This is a genomic window from Pseudomonas sp. GW822-FHT04C11 (assembly GCF_058800905.1).
The window spans coordinates 53529-68877 of the sequence record NZ_JBXAMS010000023.1 but is presented as its reverse complement, the minus strand read 5'-3'; the positions used below and the strand labels follow the sequence as shown (position 1 = coordinate 68877).

Annotated in this window: 17 protein-coding genes, 4 tRNA genes and 1 pseudogene; 9 read left to right on the top strand and 13 right to left on the bottom strand. The window is 55.9% G+C overall.

Features of this window, described 5'->3' with window-relative positions; genetic code table 11:
- Positions 1–47: 47 nt before the first annotated feature.
- A complete protein-coding gene (locus tag AC1RJ3_RS27765) occupies positions 48–503 on the bottom strand; it encodes a hypothetical protein (protein WP_347929551.1) in 456 nt (151 codons plus the stop codon).
- Between the two features lie 351 nt (positions 504–854).
- Between AC1RJ3_RS27765 and AC1RJ3_RS27760 the strand changes: the two genes are divergently transcribed.
- The 3 genes from AC1RJ3_RS27760 (at position 855) to AC1RJ3_RS27750 (ending at position 3118) form a co-directional block, all read left to right on the top strand.
- Entirely contained in the window at positions 855–1943 is a 1089-nt protein-coding gene (locus AC1RJ3_RS27760) for an asparaginase (protein ID WP_103319779.1), read from the top strand.
- Positions 1944–2139: 196 nt separating this feature from the next.
- The gene (locus AC1RJ3_RS27755) at positions 2140–2421 is read left to right on the top strand and encodes a DUF1654 domain-containing protein (RefSeq protein ID WP_103319777.1); all 282 of its coding nucleotides are present in this window, start codon (positions 2140–2142) and stop codon (positions 2419–2421) included.
- Positions 2422–2425: 4 nt separating this feature from the next.
- A complete protein-coding gene (locus AC1RJ3_RS27750) occupies positions 2426–3118 on the top strand; it encodes an endonuclease (RefSeq protein ID WP_103319775.1) in 693 nt (230 codons plus the stop codon).
- Positions 3119–3132: 14 nt separating this feature from the next.
- On the opposite strand, the gene AC1RJ3_RS27745 is transcribed toward AC1RJ3_RS27750, so the two are convergent.
- A complete protein-coding gene (locus AC1RJ3_RS27745) occupies positions 3133–3498 on the bottom strand; it encodes an SPOR domain-containing protein (RefSeq protein WP_347929550.1) in 366 nt (121 codons plus the stop codon).
- A 249-nt stretch (positions 3499–3747) separates the two neighbouring features.
- Here AC1RJ3_RS27745 and csrA point away from each other — a divergent pair, with 249 nt between their 5' ends.
- On the top strand, positions 3748–3942 hold the full coding sequence (csrA, locus tag AC1RJ3_RS27740; RefSeq protein ID WP_007920550.1) for a carbon storage regulator CsrA: 195 nt from the start codon (positions 3748–3750) through the stop codon (positions 3940–3942).
- Positions 3943–4170: 228 nt separating this feature from the next.
- Here the strand turns inward: csrA and AC1RJ3_RS27735 are convergent, their stop codons facing one another.
- Positions 4171–4626 (bottom strand): DUF2214 family protein, encoded by a 456-nt coding sequence (locus tag AC1RJ3_RS27735; protein WP_493081632.1) that lies wholly within the window; start codon positions 4624–4626, stop codon positions 4171–4173.
- A gap of 173 nt (positions 4627–4799) precedes the next feature.
- On the opposite strand from AC1RJ3_RS27735, the gene AC1RJ3_RS27730 reads away from it, so the two are divergent.
- Positions 4800–5516, top strand: a complete 717-nt coding sequence (locus AC1RJ3_RS27730; protein WP_493081630.1) for an alpha/beta fold hydrolase — start codon at positions 4800–4802, stop codon at positions 5514–5516.
- Between the two features lie 250 nt (positions 5517–5766).
- Here the strand turns inward: AC1RJ3_RS27730 and AC1RJ3_RS27725 are convergent, their stop codons facing one another.
- The gene (locus tag AC1RJ3_RS27725) at positions 5767–5967 is read right to left on the bottom strand and encodes a hypothetical protein (RefSeq protein ID WP_054596642.1); all 201 of its coding nucleotides are present in this window, start codon (positions 5965–5967) and stop codon (positions 5767–5769) included.
- Positions 5968–6126: 159 nt separating this feature from the next.
- Positions 6127–6675, bottom strand: coding sequence for an NADPH-dependent FMN reductase (locus AC1RJ3_RS27720; RefSeq protein WP_103319805.1), 549 nt, complete (start codon positions 6673–6675; stop codon positions 6127–6129).
- 162 nt (positions 6676–6837) lie between these two features.
- Between AC1RJ3_RS27720 and AC1RJ3_RS27715 the strand changes: the two genes are divergently transcribed.
- Positions 6838–7020: a hypothetical protein gene (locus AC1RJ3_RS27715; RefSeq protein WP_054596640.1), complete on the top strand. Its 183-nt coding sequence runs from the start codon at positions 6838–6840 to the stop codon at positions 7018–7020.
- A 14-nt stretch (positions 7021–7034) separates the two neighbouring features.
- On the opposite strand, the gene AC1RJ3_RS27710 is transcribed toward AC1RJ3_RS27715, so the two are convergent.
- Positions 7035–7757 carry a metallophosphoesterase gene (locus tag AC1RJ3_RS27710; RefSeq protein WP_493081627.1) on the bottom strand — a complete coding sequence of 241 codons (723 nt, stop codon included), beginning with the start codon at positions 7755–7757 and terminating at the stop codon, positions 7035–7037.
- 232 nt (positions 7758–7989) lie between these two features.
- Between AC1RJ3_RS27710 and AC1RJ3_RS27705 the strand changes: the two genes are divergently transcribed.
- Together AC1RJ3_RS27705 and ybiA are read left to right on the top strand one after the other, a co-directional pair.
- A complete protein-coding gene (locus AC1RJ3_RS27705) occupies positions 7990–8511 on the top strand; it encodes a GNAT family N-acetyltransferase (RefSeq protein WP_493081625.1) in 522 nt (173 codons plus the stop codon).
- 887 nt (positions 8512–9398) lie between these two features.
- On the top strand, positions 9399–9944 hold the full coding sequence (gene ybiA, locus AC1RJ3_RS27700; RefSeq protein ID WP_493081623.1) for a riboflavin biosynthesis intermediates N-glycosidase: 546 nt from the start codon (positions 9399–9401) through the stop codon (positions 9942–9944).
- 367 nt (positions 9945–10311) lie between these two features.
- Here the strand turns inward: ybiA and AC1RJ3_RS27695 are convergent, their stop codons facing one another.
- Positions 10312–10728, bottom strand: coding sequence for a hypothetical protein (locus tag AC1RJ3_RS27695; RefSeq protein ID WP_493081621.1), 417 nt, complete (start codon positions 10726–10728; stop codon positions 10312–10314).
- A 302-nt stretch (positions 10729–11030) separates the two neighbouring features.
- Positions 11031–11107, bottom strand: a tRNA-Val gene (locus tag AC1RJ3_RS27690).
- 184 nt (positions 11108–11291) lie between these two features.
- Here AC1RJ3_RS27690 and AC1RJ3_RS27685 point away from each other — a divergent pair.
- Positions 11292–12575 (top strand): annotated as a pseudogene (locus AC1RJ3_RS27685) (NAD(P)/FAD-dependent oxidoreductase).
- A 239-nt stretch (positions 12576–12814) separates the two neighbouring features.
- Here AC1RJ3_RS27685 and AC1RJ3_RS27680 read toward each other — a convergent pair.
- The 5 genes from AC1RJ3_RS27680 to AC1RJ3_RS27660 all read right to left on the bottom strand — a co-directional run bounded on the left by AC1RJ3_RS27680 (position 12815) and on the right by AC1RJ3_RS27660 (position 15340).
- Positions 12815–12891 (bottom strand) — tRNA-Asp (locus AC1RJ3_RS27680).
- Between the two features lie 95 nt (positions 12892–12986).
- Positions 12987–13063 (bottom strand) — tRNA-Asp (locus AC1RJ3_RS27675).
- Between the two features lie 56 nt (positions 13064–13119).
- Positions 13120–13195 (bottom strand) — tRNA-Val (locus AC1RJ3_RS27670).
- Positions 13196–13355: 160 nt separating this feature from the next.
- On the bottom strand, positions 13356–14132 hold the full coding sequence (locus AC1RJ3_RS27665; RefSeq protein WP_054596634.1) for an SDR family oxidoreductase: 777 nt from the start codon (positions 14130–14132) through the stop codon (positions 13356–13358).
- A complete protein-coding gene (locus tag AC1RJ3_RS27660; protein ID WP_347929542.1) occupies positions 14129–15340 on the bottom strand; it encodes an O-succinylhomoserine sulfhydrylase in 1212 nt (403 codons plus the stop codon). The genes AC1RJ3_RS27665 and AC1RJ3_RS27660 overlap by 4 nt, the downstream gene beginning before the upstream one ends.
- Positions 15341–15349: the final 9 nt, after the last annotated feature.

The window sequence follows — 15349 nt, the reverse complement described above, 5'->3', positions numbered from 1 at the left end:
AAAAAACCGTTTTGTGGTCTGTCTGGCGAAAAAAACGGCAATGCCGATTATGCCGTGGTGTTGACCACCGATCCGCTATTGGAACCCTTGGCCAGCTCCTTGACCAGGCTGCTGGTCACCTCCATCAGCGCACCGTTGGTTTGAGCGATCTGCCCCTGAATCGCCATGACCGCGGTGGTCTTGGCTTCCGGCGTCGGATATGACGCGGCCTGGGCCGCAGCCAGTTGCTGTTGTTGCTGGCGCAATTGCTCTTGCAGTTCCTTCATGCGCTTGAGCAGCATCTTCACCGTGATGCTTTGGTTACCACCGTCATCCGCTTTGGTCTCTGCTTCGGGGCTTTGCCCTACCGGACCTGTCCTGACTTGCTTGCTGTCACCTTCCTTGCCACCCGCCTGTTGCGTCGCGGCGTCTGCCGTCGCATCGCTCAATGCGTTGACCGTAGCGAGCGACTTGCCGCCAATCGTGATGCCGCCCGCGTTTGGAAAACCTACTGAAATGGACATATGAGCTCCTGCACAAAAAATGATCCTGAAAGGATCATCGACCTCTGAGCGGTTTTCTTTAGCACTAATTCCCATTCAAAAATGTGGGAAATCCTAGATTTACGCTGTAGGAGATTTCGGACAGCCGAACGCTTCCATCGCACATATTCGGAAACCCGGACGACTATCGCCCCGAGCGCCACCGCACAGAAGATATAAATCTATATAAATCAAAAGGTTAAAAGATTTTTAAATCGAAGATATGACTGGTACAGATCCTGCTCTTACTGGGTATCCCCGGCATACAGATCTGCTTGGGGTGTTTCTAGATGAACCTGCATCAGCACCGTCATCACTATTAGAGAGAAAACAATGAAATCTGCCTTCAACACCTTTATTCCGGGCGCTTTGGCCCTCCTGCTGCTCCTCCCGACTGCACTGCAAGCAAAAGAAGTCGAAACCCGACAGAAACTGGCAAACGTGGTCGTCCTGGCTACAGGCGGCACGATTGCCGGTGCTGGTGCCAGCTCGGCCAATAGTGCTACGTACCAGGCCGCAAAAGTCGGGATCGAACAGTTGATCGCCGGCATCCCTGAACTAAGCCAATTGGCCAATGTTCGCGGCGAGCAAGTGATGCAAATCGCCTCCGAGAGCATCACCAACGAAAACCTGCTGCAACTGGGCCGTCGCGTGGCCGAACTGGCCGACAGCAAAGACGTCGATGGCATCGTTATTACTCACGGCACCGACACCCTGGAAGAGACCGCCTACTTCCTGAACCTGGTGGAAAAAACCGACAAGCCAATCATCGTTGTCGGCTCGATGCGCCCAGGCACCGCGATGTCGGCTGACGGCATGCTCAACCTGTACAACGCCGTCGCCGTAGCGGGTAGCAAAGATGCTCGCGGCAAAGGCGTGCTGGTCACCATGAACGACGAAATTCAGTCGGGTCGTGATGTCAGCAAAATGGTCAATCTCAAGACCGAAGCGTTCAAAAGCCCATGGGGCCCATTGGGCATGGTGATCGAAGGCAAATCCTATTGGTTCCGCTTGCCAGCCAAGCGCCACACCATGGATTCGGAATTCGACATCAAAAACATCAAGAGCCTGCCTGACGTCGAAATCGCCTATTCCTATGGCAATGTCGACGGCACTGCTTACAAGGCCCTGGCCCAGTCTGGCGCCAAAGCCATCATCCATGCCGGCACCGGCAATGGCTCGGTATCTTCGCGCCTGGTTCCAACCTTGCAGGAACTGCGCAAGGATGGCGTGCAGATCATTCGTTCTTCCCACGTCAATGCTGGCGGCTTTGTCCTGCGTAACGCCGAACAGCCAGACGACAAGTATGACTGGGTCGTTGCGCATGACCTGAACCCGCAAAAAGCCCGCATCCTGACGATGGTTGCACTGACCAAGACGTCGGACAGTAAAGAGCTGCAACGGATGTTCTGGGAGTACTGATTCATTGCGTCCGGCCGGATCCGGTCGGACGCTTGCCCCCCCACTCGCCCACTCGGGCGAGTGATCTACCCTCCCGCCTTCCCTGCCATTACTTCTGAATAATCACCAATCGGTTTACAGCAAACGGAAAAATTCGCTGTCAGAGGAATTTCTTGAACTTTAAGCAGTTGCGAAATCGCCTACAGTTAAATACTGTATGCACGTACAGCTTAATAAGGATTACCCCGTGGCCACGACCTCTTCAGCAGCGACTAACCCTCCAGGCTCTTACGAACGACTCGGTTTGCGCGTTCAGAAAATCATCAACTCCCCGACCGCCCAAAAAGCCAAGGCCGCCTTGATCTTCCGCCTCCCCGACGAGCCGGTAGATGAATGGGAACGCTTGCTCGAGGAAATCGCCGAGAACGACAACGTCACCCTCGCTTATCGCGACGATGGCGGCGTGCAGATTTTCTGGGTTGTGCCGAAGGAAGATTGAGTCAATGATTGCTCGCTGTTTTGCTTTGCTGTTGTTGCTCTTCGTTGTCATCAGCGCTCAGGCGGATGCGCCACGCACTTTCAACGAAGCGAAAAAGGTCGCTTGGACACTCTACGCCCCACAGTCAACCGAGTTCTATTGTGGCTGCAAATACACGGGCAATCGGGTCGACCTCAAAGCCTGCGGGTACGTGCCACGTAAAAACGCCAAGCGCGCTGCACGCATCGAATGGGAGCACATTGTTCCGGCATGGCAAATCGGTCACCAACGCCAGTGCTGGCAACAGGGTGGTCGCCAGAACTGCACACGTCACGACCCGACCTATCAACGTGCCGAGGCCGACTTGCACAACCTGGTGCCAAGCATCGGCGAGGTGAACGGGGACCGCAGCAATTTCAGCTTCGGCTGGCTCCCCGTGCAATCAGGGCAATACGGTTCGTGCCTGACCCAGGTCGACTTCAAGGCCAAGAAGGTCATGCCCCGCCCGTCCATTCGCGGGATGATCGCTCGCACTTATTTCTACATGAGCAAGCAATACGGTTTGCGACTGTCCAAACAGGATCGGCAACTCTACGAAGCCTGGAACAAGACTTACCCGGCACAAAGCTGGGAGCGCCAACGCAATCAGCGCGTCGCGTGCGTGATGGGGCGCGGCAATGAGTTCGTCGGCCCCGTCAACATGAAGGCTTGCGGTTAATCAGGTGGCGTCAATTACTGAGCCGTGCTGTGCTCAATGACCATTGATTCGATATTCATCTTCTTCGCCTTGGCCAGTGCCGCGGTCAGCTCGACCTGCCTTGCCTCGGCTTCGGCTTTCGAGTTGAACGGCCCGACCAGCACGCGCTGTTTACCGTCTTGCGTGACCACGTAGGAAACAAAACTGTGTTCGATCAGCCAGCCAGTGAGATCGCTGATCGCCTGCACGGTCTCGCCCTGAACCAGAACATCCCATTGCGGGGCAGCCGCCACAGCGGGCACAGAAACAACCGGTGCCTGAGCTTTTTTCGACTCCCCGGCCTTTTCCTGACCACATCCGGCCAATACCAATACCGCGACCACCAACGCCATTTTGCGCACAACCTTCCCCTCTGAATGCCAAAAGCCGGGATTTTATCACCCGAAAATGCTTCGCGACCCAGTAAACAGGCCTCAAAACAACGAGAATGATGTTTCTCGCCTCTGTATAGTCGCACCTTGGGAATTAATGCAGCGTCTGCACGTCAGAAAGAGGCACCCAAACCGTGACACTTCGCACTAATCTATAGGTACTACCGACATCTGCATTGTCTGAGTCAGGTGCCCTACAAAGCTATCAAGGAGAAGATCATGCTGATACTCACCCGCAAAGTCGGTGAAAGCATAAACATCGGTGATGACATTACCATCACCATTCTGGGCGTTAGCGGCCAGCAGGTCAGAATCGGCATCAATGCCCCGAAAGACGTTGCCGTGCATCGCGAAGAAATCTACCAACGTATTCAGGCGGGCCTTACTGCGCCGGACAAGCGCGAAACCCCCTGAACCCGTCAGCAATCAGTAGCCAGCCTTTTCTCTCACGGCAACGGCTGGCTAAAGATTCTGCGCGCCCCCTCCCTCCCCCCATGACAACGACACAGCACCGACACCCCGCCGGCGATGCTGATACTAACGACATCGCCATGTCCCTTACTGTCGGACGATTCGGATTTAGCCTGGTGAAAACATCACAGCCGGCCTGGACGCACCGAGCCATAGCGCAACGTTAGCCGACTATCCAAACGTCACACCTCGCGCCATGCCTGTCGCGGCCACGACCATCAGGATAATCAACAGTGCCTCGATATGACTGATCCGCGCAAAGAGACGGACCCGCCCAACATCAATCGGCGCACCTCGACGCAAAGCGATCCGCCATTTGATCAAGGCCACCATCGGTGCAATCTCAAGCAGCAGGATGATGACGAATAAAGTCATTTTCAGATGGAACAGCGGTTGATGCAGGTAATAGTCCGCCCCCTTTTCGTACCCGCCAAAGGCACGGATCCCACCGGTAACCAGAAGAATCAATGCGCAGACTCCCCAAAAGTTATCTGCCAGCAAAACACTGCGAGCCCCCGCCCCCTCTGCGTCCACTCGACGAAAAGCCATGCCACGCGTCAGAACACCCCAGAGCGCCAGGGCATAGGCCAAGAGATGGACCGCGGCGAGAAACCAGTGAACCAGCATCGAATTGCTCCGCCATTCAAGACGAAAAATAATCGGCCTGTCAGTAGTAGTCCAAAACGCCTCGCTTCGCTCACAAGCGCCTCGGAGCCCCTCAAGGAAAACCAGCAATTTTTAAACCGGGAACACGTTAATATCGGCGAGAATGCACACACTCAATCCAGGGATAACGGAGCATGAGCTCATCAGGGATGAATTCATCAGGAACAATCACACTGGTTCTCCTCCCGGGGATGGATGGCACAGGCGAACTGTTCGAACCTTTACTCTCGGCACTGGAAGGGCAATTCAACACGCTCGTCGTGAGTTATCCCAACGACCGGTCCTTGAGTTATGCCGAACTGCAGTCAATAGTGCTCAAGGCATTGCCAACCGACAGCCCTTTTGTCTTGCTTGGCGAATCGTTCTCGGGGCCGATTGCCATTTCACTGGCAGCGCTGCAACCCCCTCAACTCAAAGGGCTCGTATTGTGCAGCACGTTTGTACGCAACCCGCGACCGCGACTACGTGGCTTGAGTTTTCTGCTGAATATCCTGCCACTGCACCCTGTGCCTATCGGACTGATCAGCACACTATTACTGGGGCATTTTTCCACCCCTGCGCTACGCCGCTCATTGCATCGGGCAATATCGCTGGTCACACCTTCGGTGATGCGTGCGCGGTTACGCGCCGTTCTGACTGTCGACGTGGCAAAAGAGCTCGCGTGTGTCAGCGTTCCAACCCTTTACTTGCGCGCAACTCATGATCGACTGGTACTTGCGACAGCCTCTGCGCTGATCTCGCAGCTCAAACCGGATATACGGATAACCAATCTGGTCGCTCCACATTGCGCACTTCAGGCAGCGCCTCATAACGCCACAAAAAGCATCAAAGCGTTCGTGAGCAGCCTGTGAGACTTCGATCCTGACAGAAACTCGACGCGCATTGCCTATACTCGCGGCCAACGCCTCGATACTGCATTTTTTATTTCTGCGTTTCGTCGCCATTCAGTTGATTGGGCATGAGCCCCAGAGCACACTTGTGGCAGTTGAAGGATCAACGCCCCTATCGATCAAAAGCCCGCCCACCTGCGGGTTTTTTTTCGCCTGCGCGATGGTCGTTACCGACGCATGTGAAGAGCCCAGCACGATGGCTGGGCTCGGTTTATTGCCGGTGTTCCATCATCTTGTCAGCAAGAATCCTGGCCCTGTCGACCAATAGACTCTGCCACTCATCGTGACTCGACTTCGAGCCTCCTATCGTCGGCGCCGTGAGATTGCTTTCGGCTATCAGCGCAGCACAAAAATACTGATCCCAAACGACTCTTTCTCCAGCCGTACGTCTGTTCATTTGGTCGGAGTTCATATGCGGCTCCTTTTGATGAGGTAGCCCAGCTATTTTACGCCCGAACCACGCACATGCCGCACTTGAGTTGGCAATTGGTGCACGCCGCCCCAACAACCGTAGGTCGATCCCGACAGGCTGTCATTCCGAGTATCGGCAATCGGCCAAAAACATTCGGACTCAGACAGGAACAGTGCCAGAACGACCACCCTCAATTTGATTTTTGAATACGCCCAAGGCCGAAACGATTTGCTGACTGATCTGCGGGCTCGCTGCGATGTCTGCCTCATCCATTCCTTTAGCCAGCAAGTCGACTGTTATCGAGGCGGGCTCGACAATAATCGCGGACATCGTTTCCAGCACTAACTTGAGTGCCGCCTGGGCGTGACTTGCTCGTGGAGATGCATTGAAAAGTGCTACCGGCTTGCCGGGAAAGTCCTGACTGGCCACGAGCCAATCCAGTGCATTCTTGAATGACCCCGGAATTCCACGAGCGTACTCAGGGCACGAAATCAGAATGCCGTCCGCCTCGGCAATAATCCCACGCAACTCTGCGACGATCTGCGGCGGATCGTCAGCCTGATCCGGATCGAAGTGAGGTAATTGACCCACCTCCAGGTAGTGCCTGATCAACATCCCTTCAGGGCTGAGCCTCTCGGCAGCACGCAGTAGCGCGGAGTTTGAAGAGGCTGCGCGAAGGCTTCCTGAGATCGCAAGCAGTTGCACCATGTGTATACGCTCCATGACTTGGTGGACGGATGAATTGTCGCATACGCAGGCGCGCTCGATTGCCTCGCGGTCAGTCGGCCTGATTGTCATGGCAGATCCCGGGGGTAGAATTAATGGTGGATTGCCGGCATCAGTGAGACTGAGTCCTTCGAGGGCAACACCATGCAAACGACTGAAGACGCGATCATTGCAGCAGCACGACTGCGCGCTGCAAGCCGGGGAGATAATGAAGCCCTGGCTGCAGCTTCAGCACTCGAAGTCGTGGAAGCCCTGAAAAAGTCCTTAACAGGAGACAAGTACCAAGAGGCTCTCGAAAGACTGTATCTCGAGTACACAGCCTCCTGAGCTTTGTAACCCACTTACCAGCCGTGCATTTCTGGATTGACCGTCGGCATACACTCGAGAGTAGCCAGATCAATCAGCGTGAAATGGCCGCCCATCCAGCCGCCAGTATCGATGTGATAGACATTGCCCAGCACCGCAGGCTGAAGGACCACCGTGTGACCGACGATCACGGCCCTGATGCCACTGACGCCAGTAGAGTTTTCGCTGGTAATGCGAGAACGCGACCACTGGCAGATAGTTTGAACACTACGCTGCATCGAGTCTTGCTCCCGCTCAAGGGCTCCAAGCATTTGCGCCCAATCATCGAACGGGCAATCGGCATGCACGATCCCTACCGATCCCATAGGCGTCATTACTTCAATTGCGATAGGCAGCTCGGCAAGCAGATCGACATAGAAGGCCTGCTCAGCGCTGGACAGACCGTACAGCCAGGCACCGCCGTTGAGCATGTGTATGTAAATGGCCCGACCGTTATGACTGAGCCGATGGGCATCGACCGCCATTTGCTCATGATTGCCCTGCACGGCAAAGAACCACGGCTTGGCCAGCCACACATCAACGTCGGTAGATTCGGGGCCACGGTCGACCATATCGCCAACACTGAACAGACGATCGGTTGCGGGGTTGAAGCCGACAGCATCAAGTGTTGCCTGAAGCCTGGTGAAATGGCCGTGAATATCACCCACGGCAAAGTCGCGGCCCGCGGTGTTGATTGTGAAACGCCGAACCTGGGTCATGCTGCCACCCCCGGTACCGTCTTAAGGCTCTGTTCAATCCAGTGTATTCGCCTCACCTGCGACTCTTATGCTACCCCCTTGAACGCTTCGAGCTCAGCTATTTACGAATGATAAATGCTGACCCGAAGGTGTAGCGCAGGAGGGCGTGGCCCGTCCATGGGTTACCTAATACTTGAAATACCGGCGCGTTGTAGGTATTGGTCGAGATCAACTCAATGCAAGGAGCGAGACAGTGATCAAAATTCGAGAGGCGACCATTGAAGATATCCACGTACTTCGTGATATCGGCATAGAGACGTATCGGGATCACTTCTCCGACATCTGGAGCCCCTCAGGCATGCAGCATTTCTTGAGTGAAGACTTTTCAGTCCTGGCGCTTCAGGAATCGATAGGGGCACCCACACATCACTGTTGGCTCATAGCCCTCGGTGAAGACGACAGAGCGGTAGGGTTCTCAAAGGTTAACTGGTCGAAACCAATGCCTATTACCGGCAAGGCCGGTGCGGAGCTCCAAAAAATTTACTTCCTCAAGACCCAAGCAGGCAAAGGCTACGGGAAACAGCTTCTGCAATTCATCCGCCGACTTGCCAAAGATCGTAAAGAGCATTTCATTTGGCTCGACGTACTAAAAACCAACGCCAGTGCGAGGCGCTTCTACGAGGGCTTCGGCTTCGAAGTACTGGGTGAGATCCCATTTAGCACCGACAAGACCGAGATCGGAATGGTTGTGATGTGCTGCGACATTTCCCGATAGGCGCATTCGATCGCCTCCCAGTCGGGTTGCTTGGTTGTCATAGCATTACTCTGGTACTTGAAATACTGGCGCAGATAACACAGGCGGCATCGTACAGCGCGCAGGCTGGCAGGGATTACAAGTTGAACCATTTAAAGGCTGGCAGGCAGCTCACATCATCTCGCTGTGCGCCTGCCCATGCAGCAGGGCCACAATGAATCCTTGAAGCAGCCCGGCTTAACGCTGCGTGATTGCGATACAATCGACCGAACAACAGTTCCACGATCAATGGATGATCCTATTGAAGAGTCTCAAAAGCCGTTATTTAGCCATCACACTGACAACGCTCCTCAATATTACAATCTGGAGCGGTGCGGTATTTTTGATTTGGCTACTGATTGACCGCTCGGCAGTAGACTATTTCGAAACTTATGCAGCGATTGCAGTCGCGAATATCTGCCTCTTCTACCTTGCCGCGTTTTTTGTGCGGTGTCCGGAGTGTAATAAATCGATGCATCACTTCTACAGACCAGGGGATGGATTGCTAATTAGTCGTGCGTTATTGCCACATGAAATCTTCACGGAAAAATTCATTCAGTGCTCCCACTGTGACAAGGTCGTAAGTCTTGGTGATTAGCACAGCTCGCCACACACTTTGCCTATTCGAGAAATGCGTCGCGACTTAACGCGCCACTTCAAATACATGCCCACGCCGAGCCCAGGCATGGTCAGATCCTCGGAATCGACCAGTGCCAGTTAAAAACTGTTACCTATGTGCTTGAACCGTTTTGTTACCTATGTGGGTGAGTCATACCCAGCCAAGCGCAAGTAAACCCTTCAATCGAGATTTACCTTGATGCATCGTGGTAAACCTCTCACGTCAAATGCTAATTGCTGAGGAAGCCTCATTGCACGATTCCAAGTATCTAGAAGATCTCCGCTCCCGTTTCAATTCTGGAGAGGAGCTGAAATATGCCTTTTTCTGGGGACACCAGCGAAGCAAGAGTGGAATTACATCTTCGTGCTTTAGCCAGTGGTTCAACGCCGAATTCATTGTCGAGGGGCAACGCTACCCAACTGCCGAACATTTCATGATGGCAGAGAAAGCAGCTTTGTTCGGCGATCAAGAAATTCGCGCTCAAGTGCTCCAGGCTCCAACCCCCAACGCAGCCAAAGCTCTTGGCCGCAACGTGCGCGGGTTCAACGATCACGATTGGCTGCAACACAGATACGCAATTGTCGTCCGGGCCAACCAAGCCAAGTTCTCCCAAAACCCGGAGTTGAACGCTTTCCTCAAAGAGACCGGTTCTCGCATCATAGTTGAGGCAAGTCCGGTTGATAGCATCTGGGGCATTGGGCTCGCCCAGGACGACGAAAACGCGAGCAACCCCAACCTGTGGCGAGGCCTGAATCTGCTGGGGTTCGCGCTTATGCAGGTCCGCGACGAAACCTGATTTGCCCGTTAATGGGGTGTCGAAGTGCTCCGCATTTTCGTTCTCTGCGCTGCACACACGGCGCGGAGCAAGACCCACGGTCTACTCCACCCTTCCAGAATCTATCAAGCCGCAATATGAAGCCCGCCATGTGCGGGCTTTTTTGAGTCTCGGGATTCGCTGGGAGGTCAGCCCCGGCCACACCTGTGGGGCGAGAGAAAGTCAGGTGAACAAAATCATGCTGCCACTACTGGCAACCGGCGACAGACAGGCACGAAAGCCTGCCCACGACGGGATACCCCATACGGCTGTCGAGCTGACACGAACAGGGAAGCACACCGCTGCACCTATGCACCTATGCACCGAACAATCGAAGCGATACTCGAGCCTATGAGACCTGCTTGCGAGAGGCAATCATCTCCTGACAACGATGTGCGACTTCAGGAGTTGATTCACCCAATGCCGAAAGCACTCGATACATCTCATTCGCATGCCGAAACGGATAGACCTCAAGATTCAGTGCAATGCGCACTTTGCGGATATCGCGCCCATCAAGCAGCCAGTTCTCAACGGAGCGAGTAATCGCCGCACCGTTGTCATCTGCTTGCCAGGCAAGCAGATCGAATAAGTCGGCAATCAACTCAAAAGGAACTGATCCAGGGATGTCGAGGAAAAGCCTGTCCGCAAGATCTTCCTCGCCAAGCGCAACTACAACAGCCCGCACCGCCTCAAAGGAATCAGAGTATTCACTCTCATCGCGCTCGCTCGAGATGATAGTGAGTGCCGTTTCAACAGTTGGGTGCATGGGTGAAATTCCTTTGCTGTCGATGCGGACGAAACTGCGGCCTATAACCGCCCACCCGCGTCAAACCATCCAGTTGGCAAGGTCGTTTATCGCGACGTCAGCACTACGGAGGGTTCGTAACGGCCCCAAGCCAGGCGCAGCCACTCAGTTGTGACATGGCCAAAATCAAGATGAGCTTGCGTAGCACGTAATTTCCTTATTACTTCTCCGTCGTGTTTCCCATCGACGCTATCGCGAAGCAACAAAAAAGGGCCCACCTTTCGGTGAGCCCTTCTAGACCGCCCAGCAGAGCGGATTTTGTTTGGTAGGCGCGATTGGACTCGAACCAACGACCCCCACCATGTCAAGGTGGTGCTCTAACCAACTGAGCTACGTGCCTGCTGTGAGGCGGCATTCTACGGAATTCCGTAGGGGTGTCAACACCTTTTTTTCACCTAACCCTATGAATATGCAAAATATTTAATTTTGGTACGGCAAAGAAGATATTCCGGGTAGCTGGCAGTCGATTTTTAACTCAGGTAGGATCGGGGCACTCGTAAAATATATTAAACAGAGGCTGCAGGATGGCGAACACCCCCTACCCGGAATCCTATTACGCGGCGTCGGCCAACGCCGCGCCGTTGCGCCCAATGCTGCAGGATGACGTAGAAACCGATATATGCGTTATTGGTGCGGGCTATACCGGCCTGTCCAGCGCATTGTTTCTACTGGAGAGCGGGTTTCGGGTGACGGTCCTGGAGGCAGCCAAAGTCGGCTTCGGCGCTTCGGGCCGCAACGGTGGCCAGATCGTTAACAGCTACAGCCGCGATATCGATGTGATCGAACGTAGCGTCGGCCCCAAGCAAGCGCAAATGCTCGGGCAGATGGCGTTCGAAGGCGGCAAAATCATTCGCGACCGAGTGGCCAGATACCAGATCCAGTGCGACCTGAAAGACGGCGGTGTATTTGCAGCCATCACCAGCAAGTAGATGGGCCATCTGGAGTCGCAGAAGCGCCTGTGGGAACGCTACGGCCACACTCAGCTGGAACTCCTGGACAAGCGCCGCATTCGCGAGGTCGTCGCCTGCGACCAATACGTGGGCGGCATGCTCGACATGAGTGGCGGCCACATCCACCCGCTCAACCTGGCCCTGGGTGAAGCCGCTGCCGTCGAGTCGCTGGGCGGGACGATTTACGAACAGTCACCTGCCGTACGCATCGAGCGTGGCGCCAATCCGGTGGTGCATACGCCTCAAGGCAAGGTCAGGGCCAAGTTCATCATCGTCGCCGGCAATGCCTACCTGGGCAATCTGGTTCCAGAGCTGGCCGCCAAATCAATGCCGTGCGGCACCCAGGTGATCACCACCGAACCCTTGGGCGATGAGCTGGCGAAGAGTCTGTTGCCACAGGATTACTGCGTCGAGGACTGTAACTACTTGCTCGATTACTATCGCCTTTCTGGCGACAAGCGCCTGATCTTCGGTGGCGGCGTGGTATACGGCGCTCGGGATCCGGCGAACATCGAAGCGATCATTCGACCGAAGATGCTCAAGGCCTTCCCGCAGCTCAAGGATGTGAAGATTGATTACGCCTGGACCGGCAACTTCCTGCTGACCTTGTCGCGCCTGCCGCAGGTCGGACGCCTGGGCGACAACATCTATTACTCCCAGGGCTGTAGCGGCCATGGCGTGACTTACACGCACCTGGCAGGCAAAGTCCTGGCCGAAGCCTTGCGCGGCCAGGCAGAGCGCTTTGATGCCTTTGCCGACCTGCCGCACTACCCTTTCCCTGGCGGCCAGTTGTTGCGCACACCGTTTGCGGCGCTAGGCGCCTGGTATTACGGCCTGCGAGACAAGTTCGATTTCTGATTGAATGCCAGCACACTTGTAGGAGCACGGCTTGCCGGCGATGGCGTCATTGAAATCGCTATCGTCGGATCGCCGCCCGGAGCAAGCTTGGCTCCTACGCACGGCGGGAGCCAACATTCGGATTCCAGATTTCAGAAACAAAAAACCCCGGTCTTTCGACCAGGGTCTTTGCTATCGACTCGAAGTAGCCAGTGGCTCTCTTCGTGCTTCAAGGCGTTCAGTGGGCCTTGAGGCAGATATGGCGCAGCGGACGGGACTCGAACCCGCGACCCCCGGCGTGACAGGCCGGTATTCTAACCGACTGAACTACCGCTGCGTATCGCTCAGACTTGCGTCTGTGTGAACCTTTGTCGGATTGAAGAGCTTGTAAGCTTTTCAATCTCAAACCGGGAAAACCCGATCTGGAAAATATGGCGCAGCGGACGGGACTCGAACCCGCGACCCCCGGCGTGACAGGCCGGTATTCTAACCGACTGAACTACCGCTGCGCGTCGGTGGAGGCTTTTTACAGCTTCCTTCCTGCTTTCGCAAGACTCTCAAGAAGTGGTGGGTGATGACGGGATCGAACCGCCGACATTCTGCTTGTAAGGCAGACGCTCTCCCAGCTGAGCTAATCACCCTTTGCTTCTCTGAGGCCGCGAAATTTACGCAGATACCGAAGCTAAGTCAATAGCCTGCTTGAAGTTTTTCTGAAAAAGACAAAATCATGTCATCTCCTGGGGTGCCAATCCGCGACACCCTCAACCTCAAGCCTTCTCCAGCCCCGCCCCGGAACCTCGGTTAATCGCCATAAATCATTTTCTTGGTCATGCCACCGTCGACCACAAACTCCTGGCCCGTGACAAATCCGGCATTCTTCGACAGTAGCCAGGCCACCATCGCCGCCACATCCTCGACCGTCCCTACCCTGCCTGCCGGATGCTGAGCATGATCTGCATCACTCAGCGGTTCGGCACGCCGCGTCGCTGGATCACGCGTATCAATCCAGCCGGGACTGACTGCATTGACCCGAATCTCTGGCCCCAGGCTGATGGCCAAGGCGTGAGTCAATGCCAGCAAACCGCCCTTGCTCGCCGCGTAAGCCTCGGTATCCGGCTCCGACTGTGCCGCTCGGGTCGAAGCCAGATTGACGATGGCGCCGCTGTGAGCACGCAAGTAAGGCGCACAGTGCTTGGCCAGCAGCATCGGCCCACTGAGATTCACCGCCAACACCCGATTCCAGTACGCCAGATCGAGGCTTTCCAGCGTGATGTTGTGCGGATCGGCGACGGCCGCATTGCACACCAGCGCGTCGATGCGACCGAACTGCCCAAGCACCTCGGCGACGCCCTGAGCCACCTGCTGTTCATCGGCCACGTCCATGCCAATGAAGCAGGCGTTGTCGCCCAGCACCTTGGCAACCTTCGAGCCGCGCGCACGGTCCAGATCGGTCAGCACCACCTGCCAGCCTTCGCTGACCAGCCAGGCGGCAATCCCCAGACCGATGCCGCGCGCAGCACCGGTAACCAGTGCAACCCGGCCATTAGCGCCGCTTGCAGGCGCGGACAACTCGATCACAAGGCAGCCAGCCCGCGCGCCAGATCCGCTTGCAGGTCAGCCACGTCTTCGAGGCCGACCGCAATGCGGATCAAGCTGTCGCGAATCCCCGCCGCCTCACGCTCTTGCGGCGCCAGGCGACCGTGAGAGGTGGTGCTCGGATGGGTAATGGTGGTCTTGCTGTCACCGAGGTTGGCGGTGATTGAAATCAAACGCGTGGCATCGATAAAGCGCCAGGCACCGTCTTTGCCACCCTTGACCTCGAAACTCACCACGGCGCCAAAACCTTTCTGCTGACGCTGGGCCAACTCATGCTGCGGATGGCTCTTGAGGCCGGCGTAATGGACTTTCTCGATACCGTCCTGCTGCTCCAGCCACTCGGCCAGCTGCTGGGCATTGGCGCAGTGCGCCTTCATGCGCAGGTTCAACGTTTCCAGACCCTTGAGGAAGATCCAGGCGTTGAACGGGCTCAAGGTCGGCCCGGCGGTGCGCAGGAAGCCGACGATCTCTTTCATCTGCTCGCTACGACCGGCCACCACACCGCCCATGCAACGACCCTGGCCGTCGATGAACTTGGTAGCCGAATGCACGACCACGTCCGCACCGAGCTTCAGCGGCTGCTGCAAGGCTGGCGTGCAGAAGCAGTTGTCGACCACCAGCATCGCGCCCTTGGCGTGAGCGATTTTCGACAACGCAGCAATGTCCACCAACTCGGCCAAAGGATTGGACGGCGATTCGACGAACAGCAATTTGGTGTTGGCCTTGATTGCCGCGTCCCAGCCGGACAGCTCAGCCAGAGGCACATAATCGACTTCGATGCCAAAACGCTTGAAGTACTTTTCAAACAGGCTGATGGTCGAGCCGAACACGCTGCGCGAGACCAGCACATGATCGCCAGCACTGCACAGGCTCATCACCACCGCAAGGATCGCAGCCATACCAGTAGCCGTTGCGACTGCCTGCTCGGCACCCTCGAGAGCGGCAATCCGCTCTTCGAACGAGCGAACGGTCGGGTTGGTGTAGCGCGAGTAAACGTTGCCCGGCACCTCGCCAGCGAAGCGTGCCGCCGCATCGGCAGCGGTACGGAACACGTAGCTCGAAGTGAAGAACATCGGATCACCGTGTTCGCCTTCCGGCGTACGGTGCTGACCGGCGCGTACGGCCAGGGTATCGAACGCTACGCCATCGAGGTCGCTGTCCAGCCGACCGGCATCCCACTCCTGACTCATGCTGTCACT

What these genes read in the sequence shown, in the direction of transcription:
- AC1RJ3_RS27660 (WP_347929542.1), bottom strand. Translation starts at nt 15,340, where the DNA reads ATGAGTCAGGAGTGGGATGCCGGTCGGCTGGACAGCGACCTCGATGGC.
- AC1RJ3_RS27755 (WP_103319777.1), top strand. Translation starts at nt 2,140, where the DNA reads ATGCACGTACAGCTTAATAAGGATTACCCCGTGGCCACGACCTCTTCA.
- AC1RJ3_RS27720 (WP_103319805.1), bottom strand. Translation starts at nt 6,675, where the DNA reads ATGGTGCAACTGCTTGCGATCTCAGGAAGCCTTCGCGCAGCCTCTTCA.
- AC1RJ3_RS27765 (WP_347929551.1), bottom strand. Translation starts at nt 503, where the DNA reads ATGTCCATTTCAGTAGGTTTTCCAAACGCGGGCGGCATCACGATTGGC.
- AC1RJ3_RS27695 (WP_493081621.1), bottom strand. Translation starts at nt 10,728, where the DNA reads ATGCACCCAACTGTTGAAACGGCACTCACTATCATCTCGAGCGAGCGC.
- AC1RJ3_RS27760 (WP_103319779.1), top strand. Translation starts at nt 855, where the DNA reads ATGAAATCTGCCTTCAACACCTTTATTCCGGGCGCTTTGGCCCTCCTG.
- AC1RJ3_RS27750 (WP_103319775.1), top strand. Translation starts at nt 2,426, where the DNA reads ATGATTGCTCGCTGTTTTGCTTTGCTGTTGTTGCTCTTCGTTGTCATC.
- AC1RJ3_RS27715 (WP_054596640.1), top strand. Translation starts at nt 6,838, where the DNA reads ATGCAAACGACTGAAGACGCGATCATTGCAGCAGCACGACTGCGCGCT.
- csrA (WP_007920550.1), top strand. Translation starts at nt 3,748, where the DNA reads ATGCTGATACTCACCCGCAAAGTCGGTGAAAGCATAAACATCGGTGAT.
- AC1RJ3_RS27735 (WP_493081632.1), bottom strand. Translation starts at nt 4,626, where the DNA reads ATGCTGGTTCACTGGTTTCTCGCCGCGGTCCATCTCTTGGCCTATGCC.
- AC1RJ3_RS27725 (WP_054596642.1), bottom strand. Translation starts at nt 5,967, where the DNA reads ATGAACTCCGACCAAATGAACAGACGTACGGCTGGAGAAAGAGTCGTT.
- AC1RJ3_RS27710 (WP_493081627.1), bottom strand. Translation starts at nt 7,757, where the DNA reads ATGACCCAGGTTCGGCGTTTCACAATCAACACCGCGGGCCGCGACTTT.
- AC1RJ3_RS27730 (WP_493081630.1), top strand. Translation starts at nt 4,800, where the DNA reads ATGAGCTCATCAGGGATGAATTCATCAGGAACAATCACACTGGTTCTC.